The organism is Paracoccus tegillarcae (assembly GCF_002847305.1).
Classification (GTDB): Bacteria; Pseudomonadota; Alphaproteobacteria; order Rhodobacterales; family Rhodobacteraceae; genus Paracoccus; species Paracoccus tegillarcae.
In genome coordinates, this window is sequence record NZ_CP025408.1 from 3,291,372 (window position 1) to 3,317,422 (window position 26,051).

The 26,051-nt window shown below is 61.5% G+C and carries 25 protein-coding genes and 1 tRNA gene; 10 read left to right on the forward strand and 16 right to left on the reverse strand.

What is annotated here, in order from left to right; translation table 11 throughout:
- Positions 1 to 60: 60 nt before the first annotated feature.
- The 8 genes from CUV01_RS16170 to CUV01_RS16205 form a co-directional block, all read right to left on the reverse strand.
- The gene (locus CUV01_RS16170; RefSeq protein WP_101461375.1) at positions 61 to 1,797 is read right to left on the reverse strand and encodes a SulP family inorganic anion transporter; all 1,737 of its coding nucleotides are present in this window, start codon (positions 1,795 to 1,797) and stop codon (positions 61 to 63) included.
- 132 nt (positions 1,798 to 1,929) lie between these two features.
- Positions 1,930 to 3,609, reverse strand: coding sequence for a bifunctional protein tyrosine phosphatase family protein/NAD(P)/FAD-dependent oxidoreductase (locus CUV01_RS16175; RefSeq protein WP_101461376.1), 1,680 nt, complete (start codon positions 3,607 to 3,609; stop codon positions 1,930 to 1,932).
- Positions 3,610 to 3,633: 24 nt separating this feature from the next.
- The gene (locus CUV01_RS16180) at positions 3,634 to 4,518 is read right to left on the reverse strand and encodes an MBL fold metallo-hydrolase (protein ID WP_101461377.1); all 885 of its coding nucleotides are present in this window, start codon (positions 4,516 to 4,518) and stop codon (positions 3,634 to 3,636) included.
- Positions 4,519 to 4,546: 28 nt separating this feature from the next.
- Positions 4,547 to 4,972: a DUF6691 family protein gene (locus CUV01_RS16185; protein ID WP_101461378.1), complete on the reverse strand. Its 426-nt coding sequence runs from the start codon at positions 4,970 to 4,972 to the stop codon at positions 4,547 to 4,549.
- Between the two features lie 4 nt (positions 4,973 to 4,976).
- A complete protein-coding gene (locus CUV01_RS16190; RefSeq protein ID WP_101461379.1) occupies positions 4,977 to 5,408 on the reverse strand; it encodes a YeeE/YedE family protein in 432 nt (143 codons plus the stop codon).
- Position 5,409: 1 nt separating this feature from the next.
- On the reverse strand, positions 5,410 to 5,625 hold the full coding sequence (locus CUV01_RS16195; protein ID WP_101461380.1) for a YgaP family membrane protein: 216 nt from the start codon (positions 5,623 to 5,625) through the stop codon (positions 5,410 to 5,412).
- 96 nt (positions 5,626 to 5,721) lie between these two features.
- Positions 5,722 to 6,387 (reverse strand): Crp/Fnr family transcriptional regulator, encoded by a 666-nt coding sequence (locus CUV01_RS16200; RefSeq protein WP_101461381.1) that lies wholly within the window; start codon positions 6,385 to 6,387, stop codon positions 5,722 to 5,724.
- 366 nt (positions 6,388 to 6,753) lie between these two features.
- Positions 6,754 to 6,843 (reverse strand) — tRNA-Ser (locus tag CUV01_RS16205).
- Between the two features lie 113 nt (positions 6,844 to 6,956).
- Between CUV01_RS16205 and CUV01_RS16210 the strand changes: the two genes are divergently transcribed.
- On the forward strand, positions 6,957 to 8,333 hold the full coding sequence (locus tag CUV01_RS16210; protein WP_101461382.1) for a GSCFA domain-containing protein: 1,377 nt from the start codon (positions 6,957 to 6,959) through the stop codon (positions 8,331 to 8,333).
- A 170-nt stretch (positions 8,334 to 8,503) separates the two neighbouring features.
- Here CUV01_RS16210 and CUV01_RS16215 read toward each other — a convergent pair whose 3' ends face one another.
- Entirely contained in the window at positions 8,504 to 9,010 is a 507-nt protein-coding gene (locus CUV01_RS16215; RefSeq protein WP_232962311.1) for a hypothetical protein, read from the reverse strand.
- 117 nt (positions 9,011 to 9,127) lie between these two features.
- Between CUV01_RS16215 and CUV01_RS16220 the strand changes: the two genes are divergently transcribed.
- Positions 9,128 to 9,538, forward strand: coding sequence for a SufE family protein (locus CUV01_RS16220; RefSeq protein WP_101461383.1), 411 nt, complete (start codon positions 9,128 to 9,130; stop codon positions 9,536 to 9,538).
- On the opposite strand, the gene mnmA is transcribed toward CUV01_RS16220, so the two are convergent.
- Positions 9,510 to 10,682 (reverse strand): tRNA 2-thiouridine(34) synthase MnmA, encoded by a 1,173-nt coding sequence (mnmA, locus tag CUV01_RS16225; RefSeq protein WP_101461384.1) that lies wholly within the window; start codon positions 10,680 to 10,682, stop codon positions 9,510 to 9,512. The two genes, CUV01_RS16220 and mnmA, sit on opposite strands and share 29 nt — an antisense overlap.
- A gap of 155 nt (positions 10,683 to 10,837) precedes the next feature.
- Between mnmA and sciP the strand changes: the two genes are divergently transcribed.
- The 4 genes from sciP to recG all read left to right on the forward strand — a co-directional run bounded on the left by sciP (position 10,838) and on the right by recG (position 16,534).
- Positions 10,838 to 11,131, forward strand: coding sequence for a CtrA inhibitor SciP (gene sciP, locus CUV01_RS16230; RefSeq protein WP_101461385.1), 294 nt, complete (start codon positions 10,838 to 10,840; stop codon positions 11,129 to 11,131).
- Positions 11,132 to 11,207: 76 nt separating this feature from the next.
- Entirely contained in the window at positions 11,208 to 11,918 is a 711-nt protein-coding gene (ctrA, locus tag CUV01_RS16235) for a response regulator transcription factor CtrA (RefSeq protein ID WP_101461386.1), read from the forward strand.
- Between the two features lie 303 nt (positions 11,919 to 12,221).
- On the forward strand, positions 12,222 to 14,441 hold the full coding sequence (gene ligA, locus CUV01_RS16240; protein ID WP_101462168.1) for an NAD-dependent DNA ligase LigA: 2,220 nt from the start codon (positions 12,222 to 12,224) through the stop codon (positions 14,439 to 14,441).
- A complete protein-coding gene (gene recG / locus CUV01_RS16245; protein WP_232962313.1) occupies positions 14,417 to 16,534 on the forward strand; it encodes an ATP-dependent DNA helicase RecG in 2,118 nt (705 codons plus the stop codon). The genes ligA and recG overlap by 25 nt, the downstream gene beginning before the upstream one ends.
- A gap of 329 nt (positions 16,535 to 16,863) precedes the next feature.
- On the opposite strand, the gene CUV01_RS16250 is transcribed toward recG, so the two are convergent.
- Entirely contained in the window at positions 16,864 to 17,295 is a 432-nt protein-coding gene (locus CUV01_RS16250) for an iron-sulfur cluster assembly scaffold protein (RefSeq protein ID WP_101461387.1), read from the reverse strand.
- Positions 17,296 to 17,352: 57 nt separating this feature from the next.
- Here CUV01_RS16250 and hisI point away from each other — a divergent pair, with 57 nt between their 5' ends.
- The gene (hisI, locus tag CUV01_RS16255; RefSeq protein ID WP_101461388.1) at positions 17,353 to 17,712 is read left to right on the forward strand and encodes a phosphoribosyl-AMP cyclohydrolase; all 360 of its coding nucleotides are present in this window, start codon (positions 17,353 to 17,355) and stop codon (positions 17,710 to 17,712) included.
- Positions 17,713 to 17,757: 45 nt separating this feature from the next.
- On the opposite strand, the gene gluQRS is transcribed toward hisI, so the two are convergent.
- The 3 genes from gluQRS to CUV01_RS16270 all read right to left on the reverse strand — a co-directional run bounded on the left by gluQRS (position 17,758) and on the right by CUV01_RS16270 (position 20,747).
- Positions 17,758 to 18,603, reverse strand: coding sequence for a tRNA glutamyl-Q(34) synthetase GluQRS (gene gluQRS, locus CUV01_RS16260; RefSeq protein ID WP_101461389.1), 846 nt, complete (start codon positions 18,601 to 18,603; stop codon positions 17,758 to 17,760).
- Positions 18,585 to 19,922 carry a methylenetetrahydrofolate--tRNA-(uracil(54)-C(5))-methyltransferase (FADH(2)-oxidizing) TrmFO gene (gene trmFO / locus CUV01_RS16265; protein ID WP_101462170.1) on the reverse strand — a complete coding sequence of 446 codons (1,338 nt, stop codon included), beginning with the start codon at positions 19,920 to 19,922 and terminating at the stop codon, positions 18,585 to 18,587. The genes gluQRS and trmFO overlap by 19 nt, the downstream gene beginning before the upstream one ends.
- 165 nt (positions 19,923 to 20,087) lie before the next feature.
- A complete protein-coding gene (locus tag CUV01_RS16270; RefSeq protein ID WP_101461390.1) occupies positions 20,088 to 20,747 on the reverse strand; it encodes a 50S ribosomal protein L25/general stress protein Ctc in 660 nt (219 codons plus the stop codon).
- Positions 20,748 to 20,847: 100 nt separating this feature from the next.
- Between CUV01_RS16270 and CUV01_RS16275 the strand changes: the two genes are divergently transcribed.
- Genes CUV01_RS16275 through CUV01_RS16285 form a run of 3 tightly spaced genes read left to right on the forward strand, consistent with a single transcriptional unit; the run spans position 20,848 to position 24,453 of the window.
- A complete protein-coding gene (locus tag CUV01_RS16275) occupies positions 20,848 to 22,059 on the forward strand; it encodes an MFS transporter (RefSeq protein WP_101461391.1) in 1,212 nt (403 codons plus the stop codon).
- A gap of 55 nt (positions 22,060 to 22,114) precedes the next feature.
- Positions 22,115 to 23,605, forward strand: coding sequence for a SulP family inorganic anion transporter (locus tag CUV01_RS16280; RefSeq protein ID WP_101461392.1), 1,491 nt, complete (start codon positions 22,115 to 22,117; stop codon positions 23,603 to 23,605).
- Between the two features lie 14 nt (positions 23,606 to 23,619).
- Positions 23,620 to 24,453 carry a universal stress protein gene (locus CUV01_RS16285; protein WP_101461393.1) on the forward strand — a complete coding sequence of 278 codons (834 nt, stop codon included), beginning with the start codon at positions 23,620 to 23,622 and terminating at the stop codon, positions 24,451 to 24,453.
- Here the strand turns inward: CUV01_RS16285 and CUV01_RS16290 are convergent.
- Positions 24,450 to 24,878 (reverse strand): acyl-CoA thioesterase, encoded by a 429-nt coding sequence (locus CUV01_RS16290; RefSeq protein WP_101461394.1) that lies wholly within the window; start codon positions 24,876 to 24,878, stop codon positions 24,450 to 24,452. The two genes, CUV01_RS16285 and CUV01_RS16290, sit on opposite strands and share 4 nt — an antisense overlap.
- Before the next feature lie 5 nt (positions 24,879 to 24,883).
- The gene (locus CUV01_RS16295) at positions 24,884 to 26,047 is read right to left on the reverse strand and encodes an alpha-hydroxy acid oxidase (protein WP_101462171.1); all 1,164 of its coding nucleotides are present in this window, start codon (positions 26,045 to 26,047) and stop codon (positions 24,884 to 24,886) included.
- Positions 26,048 to 26,051 lie beyond the last annotated feature (4 nt).

Here is a 26,051-nt window from a genome sequence, read left to right on the forward strand (position 1 = left end):
GTAGCAAAGCCCTGGGTATGGTTTGCGTTTCAGCCGCAGCCCATAGCACCGCGCTCTGTGTCATTCCGCAGCATTGGCCGCAGCTTCCGGCTTGGTCAGCGCCTGCCAGGCATCGAACTGCGACAGAAACACCCGGCCGTTCAGATCATCCACAAAGTGAGAACGCTTTAGCTTGTCCATCACCGGCCCCTTGACCTCTGAAAGGTGCAGGCCGACGCCCATATCCTTGAGGCGATGGTTGACCGCCTCAAGGCTTTCAAGGGCCGAATAATCCACCTCGTTTACCGCCGAGAACATCAAGACGACGTTTCGGATGGCGCAACCTTCGGTGACACGCCTCTGGATCAAGTCCTCCAGAAAGCGCGCATTCACGAAATAGAGGCTTTCATCGACGCGCAATGTCACCAGCGCCGGGTCGGTCTCGACCTCGTGCCGGTCGATGTTGCGAAAGTGCTGACTGCCGGGGACAAGACCAACTTCGGCCACATGAGGGCGCGAGGTCTTGTAAAGATGCAGCAGCACAGAAGTCGCGACGCCGGAGGCAACGCCGATTTCGACGCCAAGGGTCAGCGTCAGCAGGATGGTCGCTGCGACCGCGATGAAATCGGCGCGCGAATAGGCCCAGGTCTTTTGCAGGATCAACAGATCGACAAGGCTGAGAACAGCGACGATGATCGTGGCGGCCAGCGTGGCATTGGGCAGATAGTAGACCAGCGGTGTCAGCGCCACCGCAGCGACGGCAAGGCCAAGGGCGGTAAAGATGCCTGCCGCCGGGGTCTCGGCGCCGGCGTCGAAATTCACCACCGACCGCGCAAAGCCGCCTGTCACGGGATAACCGCCGGTAAAGGCCGCGCCGATATTTGCCGCGCCAAGGCCGATCAGTTCCTGATCCGGGTCGATGCGCTGACGTTTCTTGGCCGCCAGTGTCTGCGCCACAGAGACGCTTTCGACAAAGCCGATGATCGAGATCAGGATGGCCGGCACCAAGAGCGCGCCCAAGAGATCGGGCGACAGGCCCGGCATGGTCAGGGGCGGCAGGCTTTGCGGCACCGCGCCCACGATCTTGACGCCCTGATCTGCCAGCCCGAACCCCCAGACCGTGACGGTCGTGGCGACGACAGCGGCGACGGGCCCGGCCTTGGTCAGAATATCGGCCAATAGTGGCGGCACGCCAAGGCCGAGCAGGGTCGGTTTGAGGTTCTTGCGCACCCAGAACAGGAAAGCCGTCGCAAGCACCCCGATGACAACCGTGATCCAGTTGACCTCGTTCAGGTGCTCAAGGATCGAACTTAGCATTTCAGGCAAGGTATGCCCCTGCGCGCTGACGCCCAGGATGTGCTTTAGCTGGCTGGTTGCAATCAGGATGCCAGAGGCGGTGATGAAGCCCGCAATCACCGGATGGCTGAGAAAATTGGCAAGAAACCCCAGCCGGAACACGCCCATCAAAAGCAGAAATCCGCCCGACAGAAACGCAAGCGTCAGGGCCGCGACGGCATAGCCTGCGGTGCCCTGCTGGGCGACTTGTCCCACTGCCGAGGCGGTCAGCAGCGACACCACAGCGACCGGCCCGACCGCCAGCGCGCGGCTGGTTCCGAAGATCGCATAGAGGATAATTGGCGCAATCGAGGCGTAGATACCCGCCTCGGGCGGCAGCCCCGCCAGCAGTGCATAGGCCAGCGATTGCGGGATCAGCATGATCGTCACGATGACCGCTGCGATCAGGTCGTTGGAGAACGCCGACCTGTTATAGGTGCGGCCCCAATCGAGGATGGGTAGATACTTTCGCAAGCTGGGCATCGTTGGATCACATTCCTCAAAGACTGGTCAGCACAGAAGGGGCCCCACACGCGCGCCTTTGGCCGGGACGGGATACCCGGACCGTGAGATCAGCGGCGGAATCCTCCGCCGCCGATGGGATCGCGGCTGCCCTTATTCTGCCGCGACCTTCAATGGCTCGGGCTTGGCCATCCATTCCTTGCCCTTCAACATGGCCTGCCAATAGATTGAAGGCAGCATCCGTTCCTTGAGAAACCACGCCGCACGGGTCGGCTTGGTACCGTCTATCGCCCAGGCCGGGAACGAGGGTTTGAGGACGCCACCATAGCCGAACTCGGCCAGGACGATCTTGCCGCGCTCTACCGTCAGCGGGCAAGAGCCGTAACCGTCATAGGCGGCGGTTGGTGAATGGCCTGCGATGTCGGCGACGATATTGTCAGCCACGGTCGGCGCCTGCTTGCGCGCCGCTGCGGCTGTCTTGGCATTGGGGGCGTTCATCACGTCGCCCAGTGACCAGATGTTGTCATAGCTCTTGTGACGCAGGGTCGCCTGATCGACATCGACCCAGCCTGCCGCATCGGCCAAGGGCGACACCCGGATAAAGTCGGGCGCCACCTGCGGCGGGCAGACATGCATCATGTCGAACTCGACCGTGACCTCCTGTGGGTCAGTGTCAGGCTTTGCAACCTTGAACGTGGCCTTTTTCGCCGAACCGTCGACAGACACCAGATTGTGGAAAAAGTTCAGGGTCGCATCGTATTTCTCGATGTATTTCATCAGCGCGGGAACGTAGTCCTTGACGCCAAACAGCACACCGCCCGCATTCATGAACTGGATGTCGATATTGCCCAGTACCTTGCGGCGGAACCAGGCATCCGCTGAGAGATACAGCGCCTTCTGCGGCGCGCCGGCGCATTTGATCGGCATCGGCGGCTGTGTGAAAAGCGCGCGCCCCTGTTTCATCTCTTGCACCAGTTGCCAGGTGTAGGGCGCCAGATCATAGCGGTAATTCGACGTCACGCCGTTGCGACCCAGGGTTTCCTCCAACCCCTCGACCTGCCCCCAGTCGAGCTTGAGGCCCGGGCAGACAACCAGCCGGTCATATTTGACCACCCGGCAGCCATCGAGGACGACGGCGTTATTTTGCGGTTCGAAGGCGGCCACGGCGGCCTTGATCCAATGCACACCTTTGGGGATCAGGCTGCCCATCGTCTTGGCGGTGGATTTCGCGTCAAAGATGCCGCCACCGACCATGGTCCAGCCGGGCTGATAGAAATGGATATCCGCCGGATCGATCACCGCGATCTGCAGGTCGGGTTTGCGGGACTTGAGGCTCGCGGCAACGGAAATGCCGCCCGAGCCTGCGCCGACGATCACAACCTGAAAATGCGCATCCCCGGTATCGGTCGGGGTCTTGCCACCATTGGCAATGCGCCGGGCAACGCCGTTCATGTCATAGCCTGCGGCCTTGGTGGCGGCGAGGATCTCGGCCATCGGACGATTTTGCGCCTCGTGCAGTGACCACAGCGTCGCCGAGCGCGTGCCGGTGCGGCAATAGGCCAGAATAGGGCGCGGCAGATCGTTCAGCGCGTCGGCAAAGGACGCCACATCCGCATCCGTCACCATGCCGCTTTGAACGGGGACATAGCGGACGTCCAGGCCGGCGGCTTTCGCGGCCGCCTCGATCTCGGCGAAGCCGGGCTGGTCCGCACCCTCTCCGTCGGGGCGATTGCAGATGATGGCGCGGATCCCCTCGGCCTTGATTGCCTCCATGTCCTCGGGGGCGATCTGCGGGCTGACGACAAACTTCGGCGATATCTTCTTGATATCCATTTCGGGTTCCTCCCTTTCAGCGCATCAAAGGCCGTTGACCGGTACTTTCAGCATCGGATTGCCGTCCTTGTCCTTCGGCACCTCGCCGCCGCGCATGTTCACCTGCAACGAGGGAATGATCAGCCGGGGCATCCCCAGTTGGGCATCGCGCTCGGTCCGGAACTTGACGAAATCCTCTTTCGTCTTGTCGCCGCCGACATGGATATTATGCGCCTTTTCCTCGCCCACCGTGGTTTCCCACTGAATATCGCGGCCATTGGGGCCGTAATCGTGGCACATGAACAGCCGCATGTCGTCGGGCAGGGCCAGCACCTTCTGGATGCTGTCATAAAGCACACCGGCATCGCCGCCGGGAAAGTCGGCACGTGCCGATCCGCCATCGGGCATGAACAGCGTGTCGCCGACAAAGGCCGCGTCGCCCATCACATGCACCATGCAAGCGGGCGTATGCCCGGGCGTGTACATCGCGAATGCCTGCATATTGCCAATCGTGTAGGTATCGCCGTCCTCGAACAGGTGATCGAACTGGCTTCCGTCGCGCTGGAATTCGGTGCCCTCATTAAAGACCTTGCCGAAGGTATCCTGCACGACCAGGATCTTTGATCCGATGCCGATCTTGCCGCCCAGCTTTTGCTGGATGTAGGGCGCGGCGCTGAGGTGATCGGCGTGGACATGCGTCTCGATGACCCACTGCAGGTCAAGGCCCTGCGTCTCGATCTGGCGGATCAACTCATCGGCGTGGTCATAGGTGATGCGCCCCGCCGCGTAATCGATATCCATCACACTGTCGACGATGGCGCAGGCATTGGATGACGGGTCCTTGACGATATAGCTGATGGTATTGGTCGCTTCGTCAAAGAATGCCTGGACCTCTGGTTTCAGGTCCATGTTCACGGGATAGCTGGTCATGTCGGTTCCTCCAAAATCTATGTTTGGTCTAAGCGGTCTTGGCCTGCGGGGATGGCAGCCGTCGGCGCAGGTAAAAGCCCACGGCGACGGCAATCAGGAACAGCGCCACCTCCCAACGGCCTGTGCCAAGGGCAGGGATCGCTGCGCCCGGGCAGAATCCTGCGATGCCCCAACCGATGCCGAAAAGCGCAGAGCCGCCCACCAGACGGGCGTCGATCGCGGTCGAGTTGGGCAGTTGGAACCGCCCGCCGAACAGCGGCGCATCGCGACGCCACACCAGCCTGTAGCCGACGAATGTGATCAACACCGCGCCGCCCATCACAAAGGCAAGGCTGGGATCCCATGTGCCCGCGAGATCAAAGAAGTTCAGGACCTTGGCCGGATCCATCATACCAGAAATCACGATGCCGGTACCGAAAACGAGGCCGGTCAGCAGTGCAAAGACAAGTTTCATCGGCTCAACCTCCGAACACGTGGCGGATCAGGAAAACGGTGATCGCGGCGGTTGCCATGAAGGTGGGCACGGCCACCAGCGAGCGGATGGACAGACGCGCAAGCCCGCAGACGCCGTGCCCCGACGTGCAGCCACTGCCGAGGCTGGCACCCAGGCCGACAATGACGCCGCCGATCACGATCATGGCGGGGCTGACCGGCACGGTCAGCGTCGGCATTGCACCGGTGATGAGAAAGATCAGACCCGGCGCAAGAATCATGCCCGCGATCAACGCCAGCCGCCACCGCATCTCGTCGCGGTTCTCAAAGAAGATGGCGCCTGACAGAATGCCCGTGGCGCCGAAGATGCGCCCAAGGCCAAGCATCAGCAGCACGGCACCAAGACCGATCAGCAGACCGCCACCGAATGAGGCGAACGGGGTAAACGCAGTCTCCATCTCAGGACATCCGGCAGGTCTTGACGCCGAAGATCGAATAGAGCGGGCACATCCTGAACGCCGCCGTGGCGAGCATGATGACACCGATCACGGCAGCGCCATACTTGAAGACCGGCTGGGCGAATAGCGCGGCGTCGCTGAAAAAGGCAAGATACAACAGAAAGGCGCCAAGGGCAGCGCGCAGGATGCGGTCAATGGTTCCGACATTCGATGTCATGGCGTTCTCCAGTCTTTAAAGCTGGGTACTGACTATAAGGTCGCGTTGCGGGCTTCAGTGACTTTGTCACCCTTGGCCGATTTTTCCCCGATCTTGTCAGTCGGTGTCGGCCAGTGCGCGCAGGGCAGGCTTGTTGGTCACCGCAATTCGCCCGCGCGATTGCTCGATAAGGCCGCGCTTTTGAAAGTCGTTCAACACGCGCGAGATAACCTCGCGTGCCGTCCCCAGTTCGCTTGCGATCTGCGCATGGGTCGCCGCGATTTCCTTGTTGCCCCCGACAAGGGTCAGCAACCGGTCGGCAAGACGGACATCGATCCGACCGAAGGCAACATCGTCGACGACGCGCAGCAGGTCGAGCAGGCGCCGCGAATAGGCCGCGAAAACAAAGTTGCGAAAGGCCGCTTCCTCGGCAACCAGCGTGTCAAAGGCTGGCTTTGGCAGCACAATTGTCGTGATATCCGTCTCTGCCACACCTTCGGCATTATAAGCTTCCTCCGCCAGCATGCAGGCGGTGGTCAGCACGCAGCTTTCGCCGGCATCGACGCGGTAAAGCACGATATCCCTGCCATTTTCCGAGGTTTGCGAGACACGGATCGTGCCTTCGTACAAGAACAGCAGACTGTCGGGTATATTTCGGGGGCCGAACACCTCGCGGCCCTTGGGATAAGACCGTGCCTGCGCCACCTGCAGCAGCCGATCCCTGACCGGGCGCGGCAATACTCTGGTTCCCTGAAACCGCTCTGTCCAGTCGCCGATGTTCATTCTGCCCTCCGCAGCGCATGGTTCGAATGCTCTGCAAGTTTCGTCGAATTCAACGCAATAATTGTCTACAAGAAACGACTTGTTCACAATCCCATGCCAGAGTCACGGGACGGCGGGGCCAGATACGTCCTGCTGCATTTCATCGCGTCACAGTAAAGGAACACTTGGAATGGATTGACCGCGTCGCCACAGGTCGCAGCAGCCCGTTCTGCCTGATCGCCTCGGCTCTGCAGCCTGCGGACTGAGGGTTTCAACAGCTGCCGTGCTGTCAGCGGTTATCCCCAGACCCATCAAGTTGCGGCCGTCATCGCGTTTTGGGACGATTTGGCGGCCGAAGCCTCGGATGGATATCAACGCGAGGGAAGGTGGCGGAGGAGGTGGGATTCGAACCCACGGTGGACTTTCACCCACGTCGGTTTTCAAGACCGGTGCATTAAACCACTCTGCCACTCCTCCGGTGCCGCGCAATTAGCCTGTGTTGGCGGCGGTGGCAATGCCTCTGTGGCAGGTTGCAAAAAAGCGCAAAAGCTGATGAATGTGCGTGACGAAATGCGAGGTTAGGTCAGACGATGGATCGCAAGCTTATTCTGGATGTATCGGCGACCGAAGCTTTCGGATTTGCCCGGCGCAATCGGCTGCGGCGCTATCCTTCACCGGACCAGGGCGGGGATCGACTGTATCCATTGGCCTGGCCGCAGGCCAAGCCAAGCTTTCAGATCCTGCCGACCGATACGGTGTTTACCATCGGGTCGTGTTTCGCGCGCAATGTCGAGGCCGCCCTGATCGAGAATGGGATGGATGTGCTGAGCCGCGACTTTAATCTGGGCGAGATCGGCGACAGCACCGGCGAGGCATCGAACTTTTTCAACAAATATTCGATCCACTCAATCTATAACGAACTGAAATGGGCGTTGGAGCGTGACAGCTTTCCCGGCGAAACTCTGCTTTATACCGGCACCGCCGATCAGCCCGTCTTCGATGCGCAATTGGGGCAGGCGCGGATCGACTTTCCCAAGGACAAAGTTCTCGAATTCCGTCACCGCTATCTGGACGCGATGGCGCAGGTGAAGGATGCCGATGTCATCATCATCACGCTTGGCTATGTCGAGACATGGTATGACAAAGAGCTGGACATCTATCTGAACGTCATGCCGCCGGTCGAGGTGCTGCGGAAATACCCGGACCGGTTCCAGTTTCGTGTGCTGAGCTATTACGAGATCCTCGAGACGCTGCACGCGCTGCACGCGCTGTTGTCCAAGCATCGCGAAAAGCCGATGAAGATGCTGATCACCGTCTCGCCGGTGCCGCTGCTGGCGACCTTCCGCGACATGGATGTGCTGGTTGCCAACGCCTATTCCAAATCGGTGCAGCGCGCGGTGTTGGAACAGTTCGTGATCGAGGTCGATCAGGTGGATTACTTCCCGTCCTACGAATTCGTGACCCTGTCCAACCCGACCATCGCCTGGTCGCGCAACGACTATCGCCATGTGAATTCCGATCTCGTGGCGCGGATCATGTCCAGTGTGATCTCGACCTATTTTCCGGCCGAATCCCAGCCCAAGCCGCAATTCGCCGAAACTGGCGAGGCCAGCGCCACGCCAGAGGGGCTGACACCCGCAGCCATCATGTCGACCGCCAAGCTGATGCTGAAGCTTGAGGAATGGGAAAAGATGGCAGCACTGTTTGACGAAAACGCTGCCGTGGTTGACGCGCATCCCGATCTTTTGCTGCAAAAGGCCGCGATGCACCGGCAACAACGCGAAACCCCTGCAGAGTTCGCCGCACTGGTGCAGGTGCATCAATTGGCACCTGATCGGCCTTGGCCGCTAGAGCGTATGATCCGGCTCTGCCGTCCCTTGCGCAAGCAGGGCCGCCAGCGCGAACTGCTGGCCAGTCATGCCGAGAAGTTTCCCGATCGCGGCGATTTTCGCGATCAGATCAGTTGATCTCTGCCCGGTCCATATCGCCGCCGCGACTTGGGCGGTGAGGGGCAGATGCGGGCAAGATCGGGGCTATAATGTTCAGGCGCCCAAGCGGCGCGCCATGCAAGGCAACGCCGCAGCAACCTGCGCCATCGCCGGATAGGGCAAGCGTCCAATCAGATCAGACTGTGGGCTTACTTGCGGATCGTGACGGTATTGGTCGCGCCGGTGATCTCTACCTGTGTGATCCCTGCCAACACGTTAGACGACAGCGTCAGCGCGACGCTGATCGTGTCCGTCTCGGGCCGTGCCGGCAGTCTAGCGAACTCGCTGTCAGACAGGGGCGGCCAGGCGACAAAGCGCAAACGCAATACACCGTCTGGATCGGGGCTCAGGCGGCCCGTGGGGCTGGGACTCTGACCGATAAGGTCGGCATTGTAATAGCCCTTGGTCGGGCCGATCCCGGTGACGACCAGCAGCCGACCTTCGTTCAGCACCTCCCACCGCGCGCCGGTGATTGCGGGAATGCCCGGCCTGGCATCGGTATTGGCATTTGCGTAGCCGTCGCGCGGCTCAAGCGTGGTCGGCCCTTGACCCGAACCGAACCAGCCAAGCGGGTTCCAGCCGCTGTCGCTGAAACGCCCGCCGCATCCGGCCAGCGTCAGAGTGGCAATCAGCAAGGGCGCCATCAGTCGTTTCATGTCACTATCCCCGTTCGTTGCCCGATTGATAGGCGAAAGCCGGGGGCTGCGAAAGCCTCTTTGACCTCAGCCCATGCGCGGGGTAACCCACAGTAAGCTGTGAAAGGACCGACAGGCATGGCCACCGCTGCCTTTGAAGACATCGCTGACACTTTCGATTTTCTGGATGACTGGGAGGAACGCTATCGTCATGTCATCGAACTGGGGCGCGCGATGCCACCCATGGACGAAGCGCTTTGCGTGCCGGCAACCAAGGTCGATGGATGCGCCAGTCAGGTCTGGATCATGCCCCGGATCGAGGCCGGGGTCTTTGATTTTCAGGGCGAAAGCGATGCGACGATCGTGCGCGGCCTGATCGCCATTCTGCACGCGCTTTATTCCGGTGTGCCGGTTGGGCAGGTGGCGCAGATCGACGCGCAGGCCGAGTTGGCGCGTCTGGGGCTGGACGAACACCTGTCTTCGCAGCGTTCAAACGGGCTGCGCGCCATGATTCAGCGGGTCAGGACGCTGGCCGCCGACGCACAGTGATCCAGCCGCCGCCCAGTACGCGGCTGCCACCCGATTCGTAAAACACACAGGCCTGGCCGGGGCTGACGCCTTCTTCGGCGTCCAGCAGCTCCACCTCGGCCTTGCGACCGCCAAGAGGGCGCAAGATCGCAGGCCGCGGCGGCCGGGTCGAACGAATGCGAACATCGCAGGCGATCTCTTGCTCGAACGGGCCGTCGCCCAGCCAGTTTACCTCACCGATGGGCACGATGTTCGTCGCAAGCGCCGTTTTCGGGCCAACAATGACCTGGCGGCTGTCAGGATCCAGCCGAACAACATAAAGCGGATCACCAAGCCCACCGATGCCAAGGCCCCGGCGCTGTCCGATCGTATAGTGGATGACGCCGCGATGGGTGCCCAGCACAGTGCCATTCATATCCACGATCTCGCCCGGATCAGCGGCGCCGGGGCGCAGTTTTTCGATTACCGCTGCATAGTCGCCATTGGGCACAAAGCAGATATCCTGACTGTCAGGCTTGTCCGCCACCGCCAGCTCGAATTCAGCCGCCAGCGCCCGTGTTTCGGCCTTGCTTTCCAGATGACCCAGCGGGAAGCGCAGGAAATCCAGTTGCTCTTGGGTGGTCGAGAACAGGAAATAGCTTTGATCGCGGTTCATGTCCGCGGCCATGTGCAATTCGGCCCGGGCAGCGCCATCTTTGCGCTGGATGTAATGCCCCGTTGCCATGCAATCGGCATCCAGTTCCTTGGCGGTTTGCAGCAAATCGCGGAATTTCACCCGCTCATTGCAACGGATGCAGGGCACAGGCGTCGCTCCGGCAAGATAAGCGTCGGCAAATTCGTCAATCACCGATTCGCGAAACTTGTTTTCATAATCAAGCACGTAATGGGGAAAGCCCATACGTTCGGCCACGCGGCGCGCATCATGGATATCCTGCCCGGCGCAGCAGGCCCCTTTTTTGGCCAGCGCCGCGCCGTGATCGTATAGCTGCAAGGTCACGCCCACGACGTCATAGCCCTCGCGCGCCAACTGCGCCGCCACGACCGAACTGTCCACGCCACCCGACATCGCCACCACGACCCGCGTCTGGCTGGGCGGTTTGGCGAAGCCGAGGCTGTTCAAAACGGGCGTTTGCGCCGGGGCGGGCGCTGTCGTGGCAGAGGTCATGGCTGGATCCTGGCCGGGTTGGGGCGGCAAACTTGGTCGAAATATAAGAAAATGCGTGGCATTCTCAAGGCACAGAGCGTCGATTTCCGCAATGCGCTAACCTCGGATTAAGCCAGGCGGCGCATTTTGGGTGTCGAGTTATTCGGGAAAGCCGCATGTTCATACGAAAATCCACACGCCCGCGCACGATCACGTTGCCCGATGGCACGATCCTCAGCATGGCAGATTTGCCAGCCGATGACACACGCTGGGTCGCCAGCCGCAAAGCCACAGTGGTTAACGCAGTCCTGGGCGGGCTGCTGACCCGCGAAAATGCGATCACCCGCTACAGCCTGACCGAGGAAGAGTTCGACAGCTGGGTTCTGGCAGTAGAACGTCACGGAAAATCGGCCTTGAAAGTGACCGCACTGCAAAAATACAGACACGTCAAGGTTGAGCGACAGGAGTGACTAGGGTAGTAACGGTATATTAACACTTCCTCCTCATAGTCCACATTCGGACCGAGGCTGAACTGGGACTTTTAGAATGAGAATCCTACTTGTCGAGGACGAGGCCAGCACCGCTCGCGCGATTGAGCTGATGCTGACCGCCGCCAATTACAATGTCTTCCTGACCGATATGGGGGAAGAGGGCGTCGACCTTGCGAAATTATATGATTATGACCTGATCCTGCTGGATCTTGACCTGCCGGACATGAACGGAATGGAGGTCTTGCGCCACATCCGCCTGTCGCGGATCGACACGCCGATCCTGATCCTGACCGGGTCGGACGACACCGAAAGCAAACTTCGCGGCTTTGGCTTTGGCGCGGATGACTATATGACCAAACCTTTCGTTCGTGAGGAACTGGTGGCCCGCATTCAGGCAATCATCCGCCGTTCCAAGGGGCATAGCCAGGCCGTGATCCAGACCGGCGATCTGCTCGTCAACCTGGATGCTCGTTCGGTCGAGGTAGAGGGAAAGCCAGTCAATCTGACCGGCAAGGAATATCAAATTCTCGAGCTGCTCAGCCTGCGCAAGGGCACGACTCTGACTAAAGAGATGTTCCTGAACCACCTCTATGGCGGCATGGATGAGCCAGAGCTCAAGATCATCGACGTCTTCATCTGCAAGCTTCGCAAGAAGTTGTCCGAGGCGCTTGGCGGTGAAAACTTCATCGAGACTGTTTGGGGCCGTGGTTACGTGCTGCGCGACCCAGCCCCGGCCAATGCCGAGAAAATGGCTGTCGGGCTGTAGACCGACAGCCCTCCCACAGCTGCAAACAAGGTAACTGGCGCGCTGGACAACCATGTCCGGCCACCGTTATCACCCATGCATCCGATCTGTTTCCTTGCTCCGGGAAAGCATATCGGATGCATGTTTGTCTGATGCGAGGGCGATCAGCCCCGCGCATTGCGGCAGGCGCGCATGATGCTTGCGCCGCAAGCCTCGTGATCGCCGTCCCGTCGCAATCTGGCGCGGTGATCGAAGGGTAAAATGAACGATCCGAAGACGGCCGAGGCAGATGCACGCGATCTGGAAAGCCAGACGCTTGCGCAGATGGATCCTGCCGCAGCCGCGCAGGAAATCGAGGCGCTGTCGGCAAAGCTGCATCAGGCCAACGATGACTATCACGCCAAGGATGCCCCCAAACTCAGCGATGCGGAATACGATGCGCTCAAGCGTCGTCTGGCTGCGTTCGAGGCGGCGTTCCCCGACCTCGCAGCAGAGAGCAGTCCCACTCAGCAGGTTGGCGCCGCCCCGGCGGAGGGCTTTGGCAAGGTCGCGCATTCGCAGCGCATGATGTCACTGGCGAATGCCTTTGAAGAGGGCGAGATCAGCGATTTCGTTGCCCGCATCCGCAATTTCCTGAACCTGCCTGCCGATACGCAGCTGAACTTTACCGCCGAGCCCAAGATCGACGGGCTATCGCTGTCGCTGCGCTATGAGGATGGCCAGTTGGTGCAGGCCGCGACGCGCGGCGATGGAACCGTTGGCGAAAACGTCACCGCGAATGCCCGTACGATTGACGATATTCCGCAGAAGCTGACAGGCGAGGTGCCGGCCATCGTCGAGATCCGGGGCGAGGTCTATATGTCCCACACCGACTTTGCCGCGCTTAATGCAGGCGATACCGGTCGGACCTTTGCAAATCCGCGCAATGCCGCTGCGGGCTCTCTGCGCCAGCTTGATCCGTCGATTACCGCCGCGCGGCCCCTGAAATTCTTTGCCTATAGCTGGGGCGAACTCAGCGAACCTCTGGCCGAAACCCAGATGAGCGCGATCGAGCGCATGGCAGCGATGGGTTTCAGCACCAACCCACTGACCCGGCTCTGCGGAACGGCCGCGCAGATGATCGCCGCCTGGTCCGCGATCGAGCAGCAGCGCGCAACGCTGGGCTATGACATCGACGGTGTGGTCTACAAGGTCGACGACCTGGCCTATCAGGAACGGCTTGGGTTCCGCTCGACCACGCCGCGCTGGGCGCTTGCGCATAAATTCCCGGCCGAACTGGCCTGGACGCGGCTGAACGGCATCGACATTCAGGTCGGCCGCACGGGTGCGCTGTCTCCGGTCGCGCGGCTTGAACCGGTGACTGTCGGCGGGGTCGTGGTCTCGAACGCGACGCTGCACAACGAGGATTACATCGCCGGTTGCGACAGCAGCGGCGCGCCGATCCGCGAGGGGCGCGACATTCGCGCAGGCGATTGGGTGCAGGTCTATCGCGCCGGCGACGTGATCCCGAAAATCGCCGATGTGGACCTGTCGCGCAGGCCCGATGACAGCCAGCCCTATGTCTTTCCCGACCAATGCCCCGAATGCGGTTCCGACGCTGTGCGTGAGCCCGGCGATTCCGTCCGGCGCTGCACGGGCGGGCTGATCTGCCCTGCGCAGGCCGTTGAGAAGCTGAAGCATTTCGTCAGCCGTGCGGCCTTTGACATCGACGGTCTGGGCGCAAAACAGATCGAGATGTTCTTTGCTGATGATCAGCTACCGATCCGCGAACCGTCCGAGATTTTCACCCTCGCCACGCGAGACGCTGACAATGTGAGCAAACTGAAGAACCGCGACGGCTTTGGTGACAAATCGGCCCAAAAGCTGTTCGATGCGATTGAAGAACGGCGAAAGATCCCCTTGTCCCGGTTGATCTTTGCCCTGGGCATCCGTCACGTGGGCGAGGTCGCAGCAACCACGCTGGCGCGACATTTCGGCAGTTGGGATGCCATGATTGCCGCGCTGGATGCCGCCGCCCCAGCCGCGCAGCGCCATTTGCAGGCAGAAGAGGCCGTGACGCAAGAACGCGCCGATGCGGCCGGGCAGGGCAGGCGCGCCCGGATCAAGGAAACGAGCGATCAGGTCTGGGCCAGCGATCCGGTGTCTGACGCCGCGCGCGCGGCGTGGGACGATCTGGTCAGCATCGACGGCATTGGCGACGTGCTGGCCGGATCGCTGGTCACGGCGTTCAACCAGCCGCGCGAACGTGCCGGCATCGACAGGCTGATCGCCCAGATTGAACCCCAAGAGGCCAGCGCTGCCAGCGGCGCGACCACCGAATTGACGGGCAAGACGCTGGTTTTCACAGGCACGCTGGAAAAAATGACGCGGGCCGAAGCCAAGGCGCGGGCCGAGGCGATGGGCGCCAAGGTCTCTGGCTCTGTCAGCGCCAAGACCGATCTCGTGATCGCGGGGCCGGGTGCGGGCTCCAAGGCCAAGAAGGCGCAGGATCTGGGCGTCGCCATTGTCGATGAGGATGAATGGCTGCGGATCGCGGGCCGATGACCACGCCAAAGGGCCGACCGCCCGCCCTGTTCCCGCTATTCGCTTCGGCTGATACTCTGCCGGGGGTTGGCCCCAAGGCACTGGCCGCACTGGCGCAACTGGGCATCGACCGTCCGCGCGATCTGATCCTGACTTTACCCAATAGCGGCGTCCGACGGCGGCGGCTGGAACGTCTGGCCGATGCGCGTGCGCCGGAAACCGTCACCGTCGCCGTGACCGTGGGACGCCATATGCCGCCCAATTCGCGGGGTCGACCCTGGCGCGTGCTGTGCAGCGACGGCGCGAATGACCTGACCATCGTCTTCTTTCATCCGCGTCGCGATTGGATCGAAAGCCAGTTGCCCACCGGACAGCGCCGCGTTGTCAGTGGCAAGGTAGAGCTGTTCGACGGCATGGCGCAGATGGTGCATCCCGATCATATCCTGCGCGAGGACGAAGACCTGCCGCCCGATTTCGAGCCGGTTTATCCTCTGGGCGCGGGTCTGACGCAGCGGATGATGGCCAAGGCAGCCGCTGCCGCCTGCGCACGCGCGCCGCAGATGGATGAATGGGTCGACGCTGAGCTTTTGAAAACGCAAGGCTGGCCCGGCTGGAACGCGGCGCTGGCGCAGGCGCATGCCCCGCAATCCGCAGCCGATCTTTCGCCCACGACCCCGGCGCGGGCGCGGCTGGCCTATGATGAGTTCCTCGCCCATCAGGTGACGCTGGCCCTGATCCGGCGCGAGCGCCTGCAGCGCAAGGGGCGGGCGACGTCGGGCGACGGGCGGTTACGCGCGCAGGTGCTGGACAGTCTGCCCTGGCCACCGACTGCGGCGCAAAAGCGCACGGTGGGCGAGATCGCCGAAGACATGGCCAGCGACCGGCGGATGAACCGTTTGCTGCAAGGCGATGTGGGCGCAGGCAAGACGTTGGTCGCGCTGCTCTCGGCGCTGATTGCGGTCGAGGCGGGCGGGCAGGCGGTTTTGATGGCGCCGACCGAAATTCTGGCCCGGCAGCATGCCCGCGCGCTGGAACCGTTGGCCCGCGCGGCCGGCATCAGGCTGGCGACACTGACAGGCCGCGACAAGGGCGAGTTGCGCGCGCAGTTGCTGGAAGATCTGCGTATGGGTCGGATCGATATTCTGGTCGGCACCCATGCCGTCTTTCAGAAAGACGTTGAGTTTCATGACCTTCGCCTGGCCATCATCGACGAGCAGCACCGTTTCGGCGTGGCGCAGCGTCTGGAACTGTCTGCCAAGGGTGAGATCCCGCCCGACGTTCTGGTAATGACCGCGACGCCGATCCCTCGGTCATTGGCGATGACGCAGTTCGGGGATCTGGATTTGTCGGTGCTGGACGAAAAGCCCGCCGGCCGCCAGCCGATCACAACCGTGATGATCAGCGATCAGCGGATTTCGCAGGTCGTGGACCGGCTGCGCGTGGCGCTGAAAGACGGTGCCCGCGCCTATTGGGTCTGCCCACTGGTTGAGGAAAGCGAGGCGGTTGATCTGACCGCCGCGGAGGCGAGATTTCAGGCCCTCCGTGCGGTCTTCGGGGATGAGGTGCGGTTGGTCCACGGCCAGATGTCGCCCGATCAGCGCGACAGATCGATGGCCGATTTCGCCAGCGGTCGCGCCCGGATCCTGGTCGCGACGACGGTCATCGAGGTAGGCGTCGATGTGCCCGAGGCGACGATCATGGTGATCGAACGGGCCGAGAATTTCGGGCTTGCGCAGTTGCATCAGCTGCGTGGGCGGGTCGGGCGCGGGCAGGGCGCCTCGACCTGTGTGCTGATGTATCATCCGCCGCTGACAGCAGGCGGGCAGAAACGGCTGGAAACGCTGCGCGAAACGGAAGACGGCTTTCGGATCGCCGAGGCCGATCTCGAAATGCGCGGCGCGGGTGACATGATCGGAACGGCGCAATCGGGCCTGCCGCGTTTTCGCATCGCCGATCTGGAACATCAGTCAGGGCTGATGGCCATGGCAAGGCAGGATGCGCGTGCGTTTCTGGAACGCGACCCACAAATGAACAGCCCGCGCGGGCAGGCGATGCGCAGCCTTTTATGGCTGATGGAGCAGGAAAAGGCCGTCAAACTGATCGGGGTCGGGTGAGGTCAGGAATTAAGACCTGATTAAATGTTCCTAAAAAGTTCTTTACAGGGCGCGCCCGATATGAGAACAAAGTAGCAACTTAGCAGGAGGCACATCATGACCCGCGAAATGATCAGTGATATTTTGGGTGTCACCGCGATTTCGGTGACAACGCTCGTCGTCTTGTGGCTTCCGGCTATTTTGCACAGCTGATTGTCGGCTGTTTCCCTGCCCCGCGTTGCAGAAAAGTTGGTGCGCTCGCCTGTGCGCCGCCTTGGTCCCCACCGCACGCGCAACTTGACCGGCCCTGTGAGGGGCCGGTTTTTTCGTATCGTCACTCGGATCCGCCGTCAGGCCGCGTCAATCGCCTCTAGCGTGGCCTCCCAGGCCAGCAGGATCGAGGCGTGGCGATTGGGATAATCGCGTGCCGGCAACAGTGCCTCCAGCTCGGCGAACGGTGCGGCGGGTGGAGTGCCGTCTTGTTTCAGCATTGCCTTCAATTCGTCGCGCGCCTGGGCGATTTCAGCGCGGCTGCGCCCGATAACCGCGCTGCCCAGCACCGAGGCCGAGGCCTGCCCAAGCGCGCAGGCCCGTACCTCTTGGCCGAATTCGACAATCCGATCACCGCTCATCGCGACATCGACCGTGACAGACGACCCACATTGTGGCGAGCGCCGCATGGCACTGCCACCCGGCGCGGGCAGCCTGCCGGAATGGGGCATGGCCGTGGTCAGCGCCAGAATCCGGCGTGAGTAAAGCTGCATCAGGTCGCTATCGGACATCTGGAACCCTTTTCGCTTCCGTCCTAGATAGGAAGCCGGAAACGCGAAGGAAAGCCGATGTTTGACCCGACCAGCCTAAAATATGACGCCAAAGGGCTGATCCCCGCGATTGCGCAGTCACCCGAAGGCGAGGTTCTGATGATGGCCTGGATGAATATCGAAGCCGTCAAACGCACGCTGCAATCGGGTCAGGTCACCTATTGGTCGCGTTCGCGGCAGGATTTCTGGATCAAGGGCGAGACCAGCGGACATCTGCAAAAACTGATCGAAATGCGCGTGGATTGTGATCGCGACTGCCTGTTGATGATTGTGGATCAAACCGGCCCGGCCTGTCACACCAACCGACGCAGCTGTTTTTATACGGCTTTGCGCGACGGGGAAGAGGTCGAAATCATGGCGCCCATGACTGATGCGTGAACCGCACCGCCCGAAACCGCATCATGTTTGATCCCCGCTGACAGGTCAAAGACCAAGCAGATCGCGGATCTGCGCAGGACTGGTGCCGTCTTCGCGAAAGGCGCGGATCGCCCTTGCGTCGTCGCGCTTTGCCAGCCGCTTGCCCGCATCGTCGCGGATCAGGCGATGATGCTGGTATAGCGGGGTGGGTAGATCGAGAATTTTTTGAAGAAGTACATGTATCCATGTGGAATCAAAAAGATCTTTTCCGCGTGTTACCAGGGATATGTCCTGTTCCGCGTCGTCCACGACGACAGCCAGATGATAGGATGTACCCATGCCACGCCGTGACAGAATCACGTCGCCGATGCCCGCGATAAACTGATCGCGGCTGAGGATATGGTCATGCCCCGGCATGATCGCCGCATCGCGGAAAGACAGGTGATCGATACCTAGCGCGTCAAAGGCACGGGCAGCATCCAGCCGGATCACATCATCGGGGCCGGCATCGGCCATCTGGCGGTCACGGCAGGTGCCGGGATAGATCAGCCCATCGGGCCCGGCAAGCGGTGCGCCCTCTTGCGGCGCAGACAGGGCCGCACGGATGTCGCCGCGACGGCATTTGCACGGGTAAGTCAGGGGCGTGAGGCGCGTCAGCGCATCGCGATAGGCCGCCATGCGCTCGGACTGACGCATGACCGGATCAGGCCAGTCCAGACCCAACCATCGCAGATCCTCGTAAATGGCAGTTTCGAACTCTGACCTGCAGCGGGCGCGGTCGATATCCTCGATCCGCAACAGAAACCGGCCCGGTGCGGCCTCGCGATGGGCGATCAGTGCCGCATAGGCGTGGCCCAGATGCAAGAGCCCCGTCGGCGAGGGGGCAAAGCGGGTTACTGCGCCGTCAGCCATGTGCGGAAATCATGCTTGGCCCGCTGTGTATAGGCCGGATAGCGATCCTTGCGGCCACGACGCCCGCTTTTGACGTCTTCCAGCGGTGGAAACAGGCCGAAATTCACATTCATCGGCTGAAACGTCTTGGCCTCGGCACCGCCGGTGATGTGATTGACCAGCGCACCCAATGCGGTCGTATAGGGCGGCGGTGGCAGATCATTACCCTGTGCCTGGGCAGCAGCCATCCGGCCCGCCAGCAGACCGATGGCCGCGCTTTCGACATAGCCTTCGACCCCGGTCACCTGACCGGCAAAGCGGATATTGGGGCGCGACCGCAACCGCATCCGGTCGTCGAGCAGCGTTGGTGAGTTCAGAAAGGAATTGCGATGGATGCCGCCCAGACGTGCAAAGCTGGCATCCTGCAAGCCGGGGATCATGCGAAAGACGTCTGTCTGGGCGCCGTATTTCATCTTGGTCTGAAAGCCGACGATATTATACAGCGTTCCCAAGGCATTATCACGCCTGAGCTGAACCACCGCATAGGCTTTTTCCTCGGGCTTGTGGCTATTGGTCAGGCCAATGGGCTTCATCGGGCCAAAGCGCAGCGTTTCCCGGCCGCGCTCGGCCATCACCTCGATCGGCAGGCAGCCGTCGAAATAGCCGGCGGTCTCGCCCTCGCGGAATTCGGTCTTGTCTGCGGCCAGCAGGGCGTCGATGAAGGCTTCGTATTCGGCCTTGGTCATCGGGCAGTTGATATAGGCGCGGCGCTCGGCCTCTGTCTCGCCCTTGTCGTAACGCGATTGTTCCCAGGCCACTGACATATCGATGCTGTCTGCATGGACGATGGGCGCGATGGCATCGAAAAAAGCCAGCGCCTCGGTGCCCGTTTCTGCACGAATGTTCGCGGCCAGGGCGTCCGAGGTCAGCGGCCCGGTGGCGATGATCCAATTGCCCTCGTCCGGCAGGTCGCTGATTTCGCCGGGGACAATCTGGATCAACGGCTCTGCCTGCAAAGCTGCCGTGACAGCCTGCGAAAACGCATCGCGATCCACAGCCAGCGCGCCGCCGGCGGGCAGGCGATAACGATCGGCCATGGCCATGATCAACCCATCAGCCGTGCGCATTTCCCAATGCAGCTGGCCGACGGCGTTCATTTCGTCATCGTCGGAACGAAAGCTGTTCGAACAGACCATTTCCGCGCAATCGCCGGTCTTGTGGGCAAATGTGCCGACGGCGGGGCGCATTTCATGCAAGACCACGGGCACGCCTGCGCGGGCAATCTGCCAGGCGGCCTCGGACCCTGCCAGTCCTGCGCCGATGATGTGAACGGGCTGCATCTTGCGTCCTTTTGTCGATATCGGCGTCAGGTAACAACCGCGATGCGCGCCCGCAAGCTGCAAGCGCGCCAATCTGCCGGAACTGTGCTTGGTGTGAAAATGAAAACGGGCGGCACCGTCACCGGGCCGCCCGTCATCCGACAAGCCGTCGTCGAAACGATTGACTTATTCTTCGGTCTCGGCGTTTTCACCCTCGGGTGCATCCGCTTCTTCGGTCTCTGCTTCGTCCTCTGCGGCATCATCCTCGGCGCGCAGCGCGGACGGCGCCGCGATATTGGCGATGGCAAAGTTGCGGTCCACGGTTGCCTTGGCACCAGCGGGCAGCTTGACGTCGTCGATATGGATGCCGTCGCCGACTTCCAGACCGGTCAGATCGACGGTGATCTGCTCGGGGATGTCGCCAGCGGTCACGATCAACTCGATCTCGGGACGGATCGTCACCAGCGTACCGCCTTTGCGCAAACCGGGGCATTCGTCGTGACCGACGAATTCCACCTGAATGAACACTTTAACCTTAGAGGTGCGGCGCAGGCGCATAAAGTCGATATGCGTCGGCAGGTCCTTGACCACGTCTTTCTGCACAGCGCGGCAGATGACGCGAACGTCCTCCTGGCCTTCGATCTTCAGGTTCCACAGCGTGGACATGAAGCGGCCAGCGCGCAGCTGGGTCAGCAGTTTGTTGAATTCGAACTGGACGGCGACCGGGTCTTTGCCGTCGCCATATACGATACCGGGCACGTTGCCTTCGCGGCGAGCTTGACGGGCGGCCCCCTTGCCTGTCCCCGTCCGTGCCTCGGCCACCAGATCTGGGATCTCTTTGGCCATTGCTATATTCCTTACATTGACGTTTTTACGGTCGTCCTCCAAGGGTGCACGACCGAAGCCGCGCCTATAACGCGACCGGTTGAGTTTGAAAAGGTCGAAAATGGCGGTTCTGGACGATCTGAAGGTATCCCGCGCGCCAGCAGCCGGGTTGGTCGCGATCGGCCTGTTCTGGGGCGCTTTCGCAGGCTGGCTGCCCGAGATCAAGAGACAAGCCGCGGTCTCGGATGCCGAATTCGGGGCGCTGATGATGCTGTCGGCCCTGGGCGGCATGACCGCGATGATGCTGGCGCCACGTCTCAGGGCGCGTTTCGGATACGGGCTTTTGCCGATCAGCGGTGTCTTGGTGGGACTGGTTGCACTGCTGCCGCCCCTGATCGGGTCGAACTTTCAGTTGGGGCTGGTCTTGCTGGTTCTGGGCATGAGCATGTCGTTTTGCGACATCCTGTCCAACATCCGCATCTCCGAAATCGAGGCCCGCGTCGGGCATTCGCTGATGAACCTCAACCATGCGCTGTTTTCGCTGGCGCTGGCTTTGTCGGCGGGACTGATGGGGGTGGCGCGGCATGCGGGCATCGCGCATTTCGCCAGTGCTGCCATCGTGTCCGTGGCGATCCTGCTGCTGGTGCCGCTGATGCGTCGTCGCCGTCCGGCCACTGTGGGTGTGGATGACGACGAAGATGATAATCTGCAGGCCGCACCCGCACCCTGGACCGTCGTCCTGCCCGGCGCGGCCATTCTGTGGCTGTGTTTTCTGGCCGAAAATTCGACCGAAAGCTGGGGCGCCATCCATATCGAGCGCACGCTTGGGGTAGAGGGTGGTCTGGGCGCGTTCGGTCCGGCGATGTTCGCGCTGGCCATGGGCCTGGCGCGGCTGGCCGGGCAGTGGCTGGCGGTCCTGCTGGGCGAAGTACGTTTGATCGCGGTGTCGGTCTTCTTTGCGGCGATCGGCGCGATCATGCTGGCGATGGCGACCGGATTGGGTGTTGCGCTGTCTGGCGCGGCGGCCCTGGGTCTGGGCGTTGCGGTGGTTGTGCCCACGGCCAACAGCCTGATCGGGCGCACGGTCCCGCCCGAACAGCGCGCCAGCGCCATCGCGCGAGCCTGGATGATCGGGTTTACCGGCTTTTTCATCGGTCCGCCCTTCATGGGAATGATCAGCCAGACCATGAGCCTGCGAATGGCATTCGGCTTGATCGCCGTGCTGGTGCTGGCAATGCTGCCATGTTTGTGGCTGATCGCACGCAGGCTGCGTCGACAAGAATTGCAATCCACAGCCCGGGCCGCTAAGGCGAGGCCGGTTTTGCCAAAATGACATGATGGACAGGAAAACCGTTCCGCAGCGGAGGAACGGGCAGGGGATTTTGAACATGATTTCGATGAACCGCTATCGCAACGAATGGTTCGGCAACGTCCGGCCCGATCTGTTGTCGGGGCTGGTCGTGGCCCTGGCGCTGATACCCGAAGCCATCGCCTTTTCGATCATCGCGGGCGTTGATCCCAAGGTCGGGCTTTATGCCAGCTTTGCCATCGCGGTTGTCACGGCGATTGCGGGCGGGCGGCCCGGCATGATCTCGGCGGCAACCGCTGCGACGGCGGTGTTGATGGTGACGCTGGTTCGCGATTACGGGCTGGAATATCTGCTGGCCTGTTCGATTCTTGCAGGCGTGCTGCAAATCGGTGCGGGTGCGCTGAGGCTGGGCCGCGTCATGCGTTTCGTGTCGAAATCCGTGATGACGGGTTTCGTCAACGCGCTGGCCATTCTGATCTTCATCGCGCAACTGCCCGAGCTTGATCCTGACATTGTGGGACCGCTCACCTATGCGCTGGTCGCCCTTGGATTAGCGATCATCTATGTGTTTCCGCTTGTGACACGCACGATCCCGTCGCCTCTGGTCACCATTGTCGTCATCACCGTATTGGTTCTGGTCTTTGGCTGGGATGTGCGGACCGTGGGCGATATGGGCCAACTGCCCGACACGCTGCCAATGTTCCTGTTGCCCGATATCCCGATTAACCTTGAGACACTGAAGATCATCTTTCCCTATTCAGTCGCCGTTGCCGTGGTCGGTTTGCTGGAAAGCCTGATGACACAGAATCTGGTCGATGAGCTGACGGATACGAAATCCGACCGCGATCAGGAATGCGTGGGGCAGGGGCTGGCAAATATCACCTCGGGTTTTATCGGCGGCATGGCCGGTTGCGCCATGATCGGCCAGTCGATGATCAACGTGAAATCAGGTGGACGCGGACGGCTGTCATGTTTCGCGGCAGGTGTGTTCCTGCTGATCCTTGTCGTCATTCTGGGCGATCTGGTCAGCCAGATCCCGATGGCGGCGCTGGTCGCGATCATGATCATGGTGTCGGTCGGCACCTTTAGCTGGTCGTCGATCCTGAACCTGCGGACGCATCCCACATCATCCTCGATTGTCATGCTGGCGACGGTCGGTTTCGTGGTCTGGACCCATAATCTGGCCATCGGCGTGCTGGTCGGCGTGCTGCTGTCGGGGATCTTCTTTGCCGCCAAGATCGCACAGCTTTTCCGCGTGCGCTCTGAACTGTCGGCAGACGGGCGGGAACGCACCTATCTGATCGAGGGCCAGATGTTTTACGCCTCTGTCGAGGACTTCATGGCCGGTTTTGATTTCCGCGAGGCGCTGGACCGTGTGATCATCGACGTCAGTCGCGCACATATCTGGGATATCTCTACGGTGCAGGCGCTGGATATGGCGATCCTGAAATTCCGCCGCGACGGTGCCGAGGTCGAGTTGCGCGGCATGAACGAGGCATCCGAGACGATGGTCGACAAGCTGGCCGTCCACGACAAGCCCGGCGCGATGGACGCGCTGAACACGCATTGAGGAAAGGACAGGCCATGACGGAACGTGTCATCGCGCTGATCGACGGGTCCGACTATGCCCGCAGCACCTGCGACCATGCCGCCTGGGTCGCCAAGCGGTCCGGTATCGGGGTCGAACTTTTGCATGTGATCCCACCGGCCAAGGTGAAATCTGACCTTTCGGGCGCGATCCGCTTGGGCGCGCGCTCGGCGTTGCTGGCCGAGTTGTCGGAACTGGACGAAACCCGCTCCAAGCTGGCCAGCCGCCATGGCCGCGCCATTCTTGAGGACGCCGCCGAAATCGTGCGCGCCGGAGGGGTCGAGGATGTGCAGCAGCGTTTGCGCCACGGCGATCTGGTCGAAACCGTCGCTGAAATCGAACCCGAGGCGCGGCTGATCCTGATCGGCAAACGAGGCGAGAATGACGGCGGGGCGCAGGGCGGGCTGGGGTCTAACCTCGAGCGCGTGGTGCGCGCGGCCAAACGCCCGGTGCTGGTCTCTAGTCGGACCTTCACGCCTGTCGAACGGGTGCTGCTGGTCTGGGATGGCGGCGCGGCGGCTGGTCGCGCGCTGGAACGCATTGCAACACTGCCCTTCTATCGCGGGCTTTTCGTGCAGGTCACATCGGTCGGTGAACGCGACGGACAGCAGGCAGCCGTGGTCCGGCTGCGCGAAGCCGGCGTCGACGCCAAGGCCATGCGGCTGGACGATCCACAAGACGGCGCCATGGCCGGCGAAGTGGTGGCGGGCAATTTCCAGATGGTCGTGACCGGCGCTTACCGCCATTCACCGCTGCGTCATCTGATGGTCGGGTCGACCACCGACGCGCTGATCCGTGACTGCAAGGTTCCGCTGCTGCTGGTGCGCTAACTTGGCGCAGCCAGCAATTCTGACAGCCGCGCCCGTAAATCGTCGCTGATCGGCTGCGATTTTCGTGTGCTCTGGTTCATTTGCACGACCGTATTTCTGGCAATGGCCATGCAGTTACCGTTCTGAAAAATCGCCTGATCTGACCTCATCGAACTGCGCCCGAGTGACACCAGCCGCGTCCCGATTTCGACATGACCGGGCCAGCTCATCTCGGTGACGAAGTCGATCTCCAGCTTGACCAGAACCAGACCGCAGCCGGGATCATGCAGAGGGCTGTTGCCGTCATACATGAACTCGACGCGGCCAGCCTCGAACAGGGTGCTGTAGACGGCGTTGTTCACATGGCCCTGCCGGTCCATGTCTGAATAGCGCAGCTTTTCGCGGCAGGTCTGCTGGTAATCGGACAGGCTGGGAAGATCGGCCATACCGCTCACCGATAGCTGCCAGAGAAATTGGGCGGCAGCATCACATCATGGCGGCCGATATTTTTCACATCGCGTTCGCCGCAAAGCGCCATGCTGGTATCCAGCTCTTTCTGGATAACCTCCAGCGCGCGGGTGACGCCATATTCGCCCATCGCCCCCAGCCCGTGAATGAAGGCCCGGCCGATCCAGGTCGAATGGGCACCAAGTGCCAATGCCTTGAGCACATCCTGACCACTGCGGATGCCGCTATCCATGTGGATTTCGATCTGGTCACCGACCGCCTCTACGATCTCGGGCAGCACCCGAATGGCCGACAAGGCACCGTCCTGCTGGCGGCCGCCATGGTTGGAAACGACGATGGCATCGGCGCCGAAATCAGCCGCGATCCGGGCATCATCGGCATCCAGTATCCCCTTCAGGATCAGCTTTCCGCCCCACATGTCGCGGATCTTGGCGATCTTGTCCCAATCCAGCATCGGATCGAACTGTTCCGCCGTCCAGCTTGACAGGCTGGACATGTCGCCCACCCCTTTGGCATGGCCGACGATATTGCCAAAGCTGCGGCGCTTGGTCTTGAGCATTCCCATGCCCCACCGCCATTTGGTCGCAAGGTCCATCATCACCGGCAGCGTCAGCTTGGGCGGCGCGCTAAGTCCGTTTTTCAGATCCTTGTGGCGTTGCCCGAGGATCTGCAGGTCCAGCGTCAGCACCATGGCGCTGCAATTCGCGGCCTTGGCGCGGTTGATGATGTTTTCCAGAAACTCCTGATCGCGCAGGACGTACAACTGGAACATGAAAGGCTTGGTGGTGTGCTCTGCGACATCCTCGATCGAGCAGATCGACATGGTCGACAGGCAGAAGGGCACGCCGAAATCCTCGGCGGCGCGGGCTGCCAATATCTCGCCATCGGCATGCTGCATTCCGGTCATGCCGACCGGCGCCAGACCCACCGGCATGGCCACAGGCATCCCGATCATCGTGCTTTCGGTGGTGCGGTTCGACATATCCACGGCGACTTTCTGGCGCAGCCGGATATCAGCGAAATCCGACGTGTTCTCGCGAAAGGTCTGTTCGCTATAGCTGCCCGATTCCGCATAATCGTAGAACATCCTGGGGGTGCGGGCCTTGTGCAGGCGCTTGAGGTCCTCGATGCAGGTGATCACGGGCATGGGC

Excerpts from the sequence above, each read along its gene's own strand:
- CUV01_RS16170 (WP_101461375.1), bottom strand. The coding sequence starts at position 1,797 with ATGCCCAGCTTGCGAAAGTATCTACCCATCCTCGATTGGGGCCGCACC.
- CUV01_RS16175 (WP_101461376.1), bottom strand. The coding sequence starts at position 3,609 with ATGGATATCAAGAAGATATCGCCGAAGTTTGTCGTCAGCCCGCAGATC.
- CUV01_RS16180 (WP_101461377.1), bottom strand. The coding sequence starts at position 4,518 with ATGACCAGCTATCCCGTGAACATGGACCTGAAACCAGAGGTCCAGGCA.
- CUV01_RS16185 (WP_101461378.1), bottom strand. The coding sequence starts at position 4,972 with ATGAAACTTGTCTTTGCACTGCTGACCGGCCTCGTTTTCGGTACCGGC.
- CUV01_RS16190 (WP_101461379.1), bottom strand. The coding sequence starts at position 5,408 with ATGGAGACTGCGTTTACCCCGTTCGCCTCATTCGGTGGCGGTCTGCTG.
- CUV01_RS16195 (WP_101461380.1), bottom strand. The coding sequence starts at position 5,625 with ATGACATCGAATGTCGGAACCATTGACCGCATCCTGCGCGCTGCCCTT.
- CUV01_RS16200 (WP_101461381.1), bottom strand. The coding sequence starts at position 6,387 with ATGAACATCGGCGACTGGACAGAGCGGTTTCAGGGAACCAGAGTATTG.
- CUV01_RS16210 (WP_101461382.1), top strand. The coding sequence starts at position 6,957 with ATGGATCGCAAGCTTATTCTGGATGTATCGGCGACCGAAGCTTTCGGA.
- CUV01_RS16215 (WP_232962311.1), bottom strand. The coding sequence starts at position 9,010 with ATGAAACGACTGATGGCGCCCTTGCTGATTGCCACTCTGACGCTGGCC.
- CUV01_RS16220 (WP_101461383.1), top strand. The coding sequence starts at position 9,128 with ATGGCCACCGCTGCCTTTGAAGACATCGCTGACACTTTCGATTTTCTG.
- mnmA (WP_101461384.1), bottom strand. The coding sequence starts at position 10,682 with ATGACCTCTGCCACGACAGCGCCCGCCCCGGCGCAAACGCCCGTTTTG.
- sciP (WP_101461385.1), top strand. The coding sequence starts at position 10,838 with ATGTTCATACGAAAATCCACACGCCCGCGCACGATCACGTTGCCCGAT.
- ctrA (WP_101461386.1), top strand. The coding sequence starts at position 11,208 with ATGAGAATCCTACTTGTCGAGGACGAGGCCAGCACCGCTCGCGCGATT.
- ligA (WP_101462168.1), top strand. The coding sequence starts at position 12,222 with ATGGATCCTGCCGCAGCCGCGCAGGAAATCGAGGCGCTGTCGGCAAAG.
- recG (WP_232962313.1), top strand. The coding sequence starts at position 14,417 with ATGGCTGCGGATCGCGGGCCGATGACCACGCCAAAGGGCCGACCGCCC.
- CUV01_RS16250 (WP_101461387.1), bottom strand. The coding sequence starts at position 17,295 with ATGTCCGATAGCGACCTGATGCAGCTTTACTCACGCCGGATTCTGGCG.
- hisI (WP_101461388.1), top strand. The coding sequence starts at position 17,353 with ATGTTTGACCCGACCAGCCTAAAATATGACGCCAAAGGGCTGATCCCC.
- gluQRS (WP_101461389.1), bottom strand. The coding sequence starts at position 18,603 with ATGGCTGACGGCGCAGTAACCCGCTTTGCCCCCTCGCCGACGGGGCTC.
- trmFO (WP_101462170.1), bottom strand. The coding sequence starts at position 19,922 with ATGCAGCCCGTTCACATCATCGGCGCAGGACTGGCAGGGTCCGAGGCC.
- CUV01_RS16270 (WP_101461390.1), bottom strand. The coding sequence starts at position 20,747 with ATGGCCAAAGAGATCCCAGATCTGGTGGCCGAGGCACGGACGGGGACA.
- CUV01_RS16275 (WP_101461391.1), top strand. The coding sequence starts at position 20,848 with ATGGCGGTTCTGGACGATCTGAAGGTATCCCGCGCGCCAGCAGCCGGG.
- CUV01_RS16280 (WP_101461392.1), top strand. The coding sequence starts at position 22,115 with ATGATTTCGATGAACCGCTATCGCAACGAATGGTTCGGCAACGTCCGG.
- CUV01_RS16285 (WP_101461393.1), top strand. The coding sequence starts at position 23,620 with ATGACGGAACGTGTCATCGCGCTGATCGACGGGTCCGACTATGCCCGC.
- CUV01_RS16290 (WP_101461394.1), bottom strand. The coding sequence starts at position 24,878 with ATGGCCGATCTTCCCAGCCTGTCCGATTACCAGCAGACCTGCCGCGAA.
- CUV01_RS16295 (WP_101462171.1), bottom strand. The coding sequence starts at position 26,047 with ATGCCCGTGATCACCTGCATCGAGGACCTCAAGCGCCTGCACAAGGCC.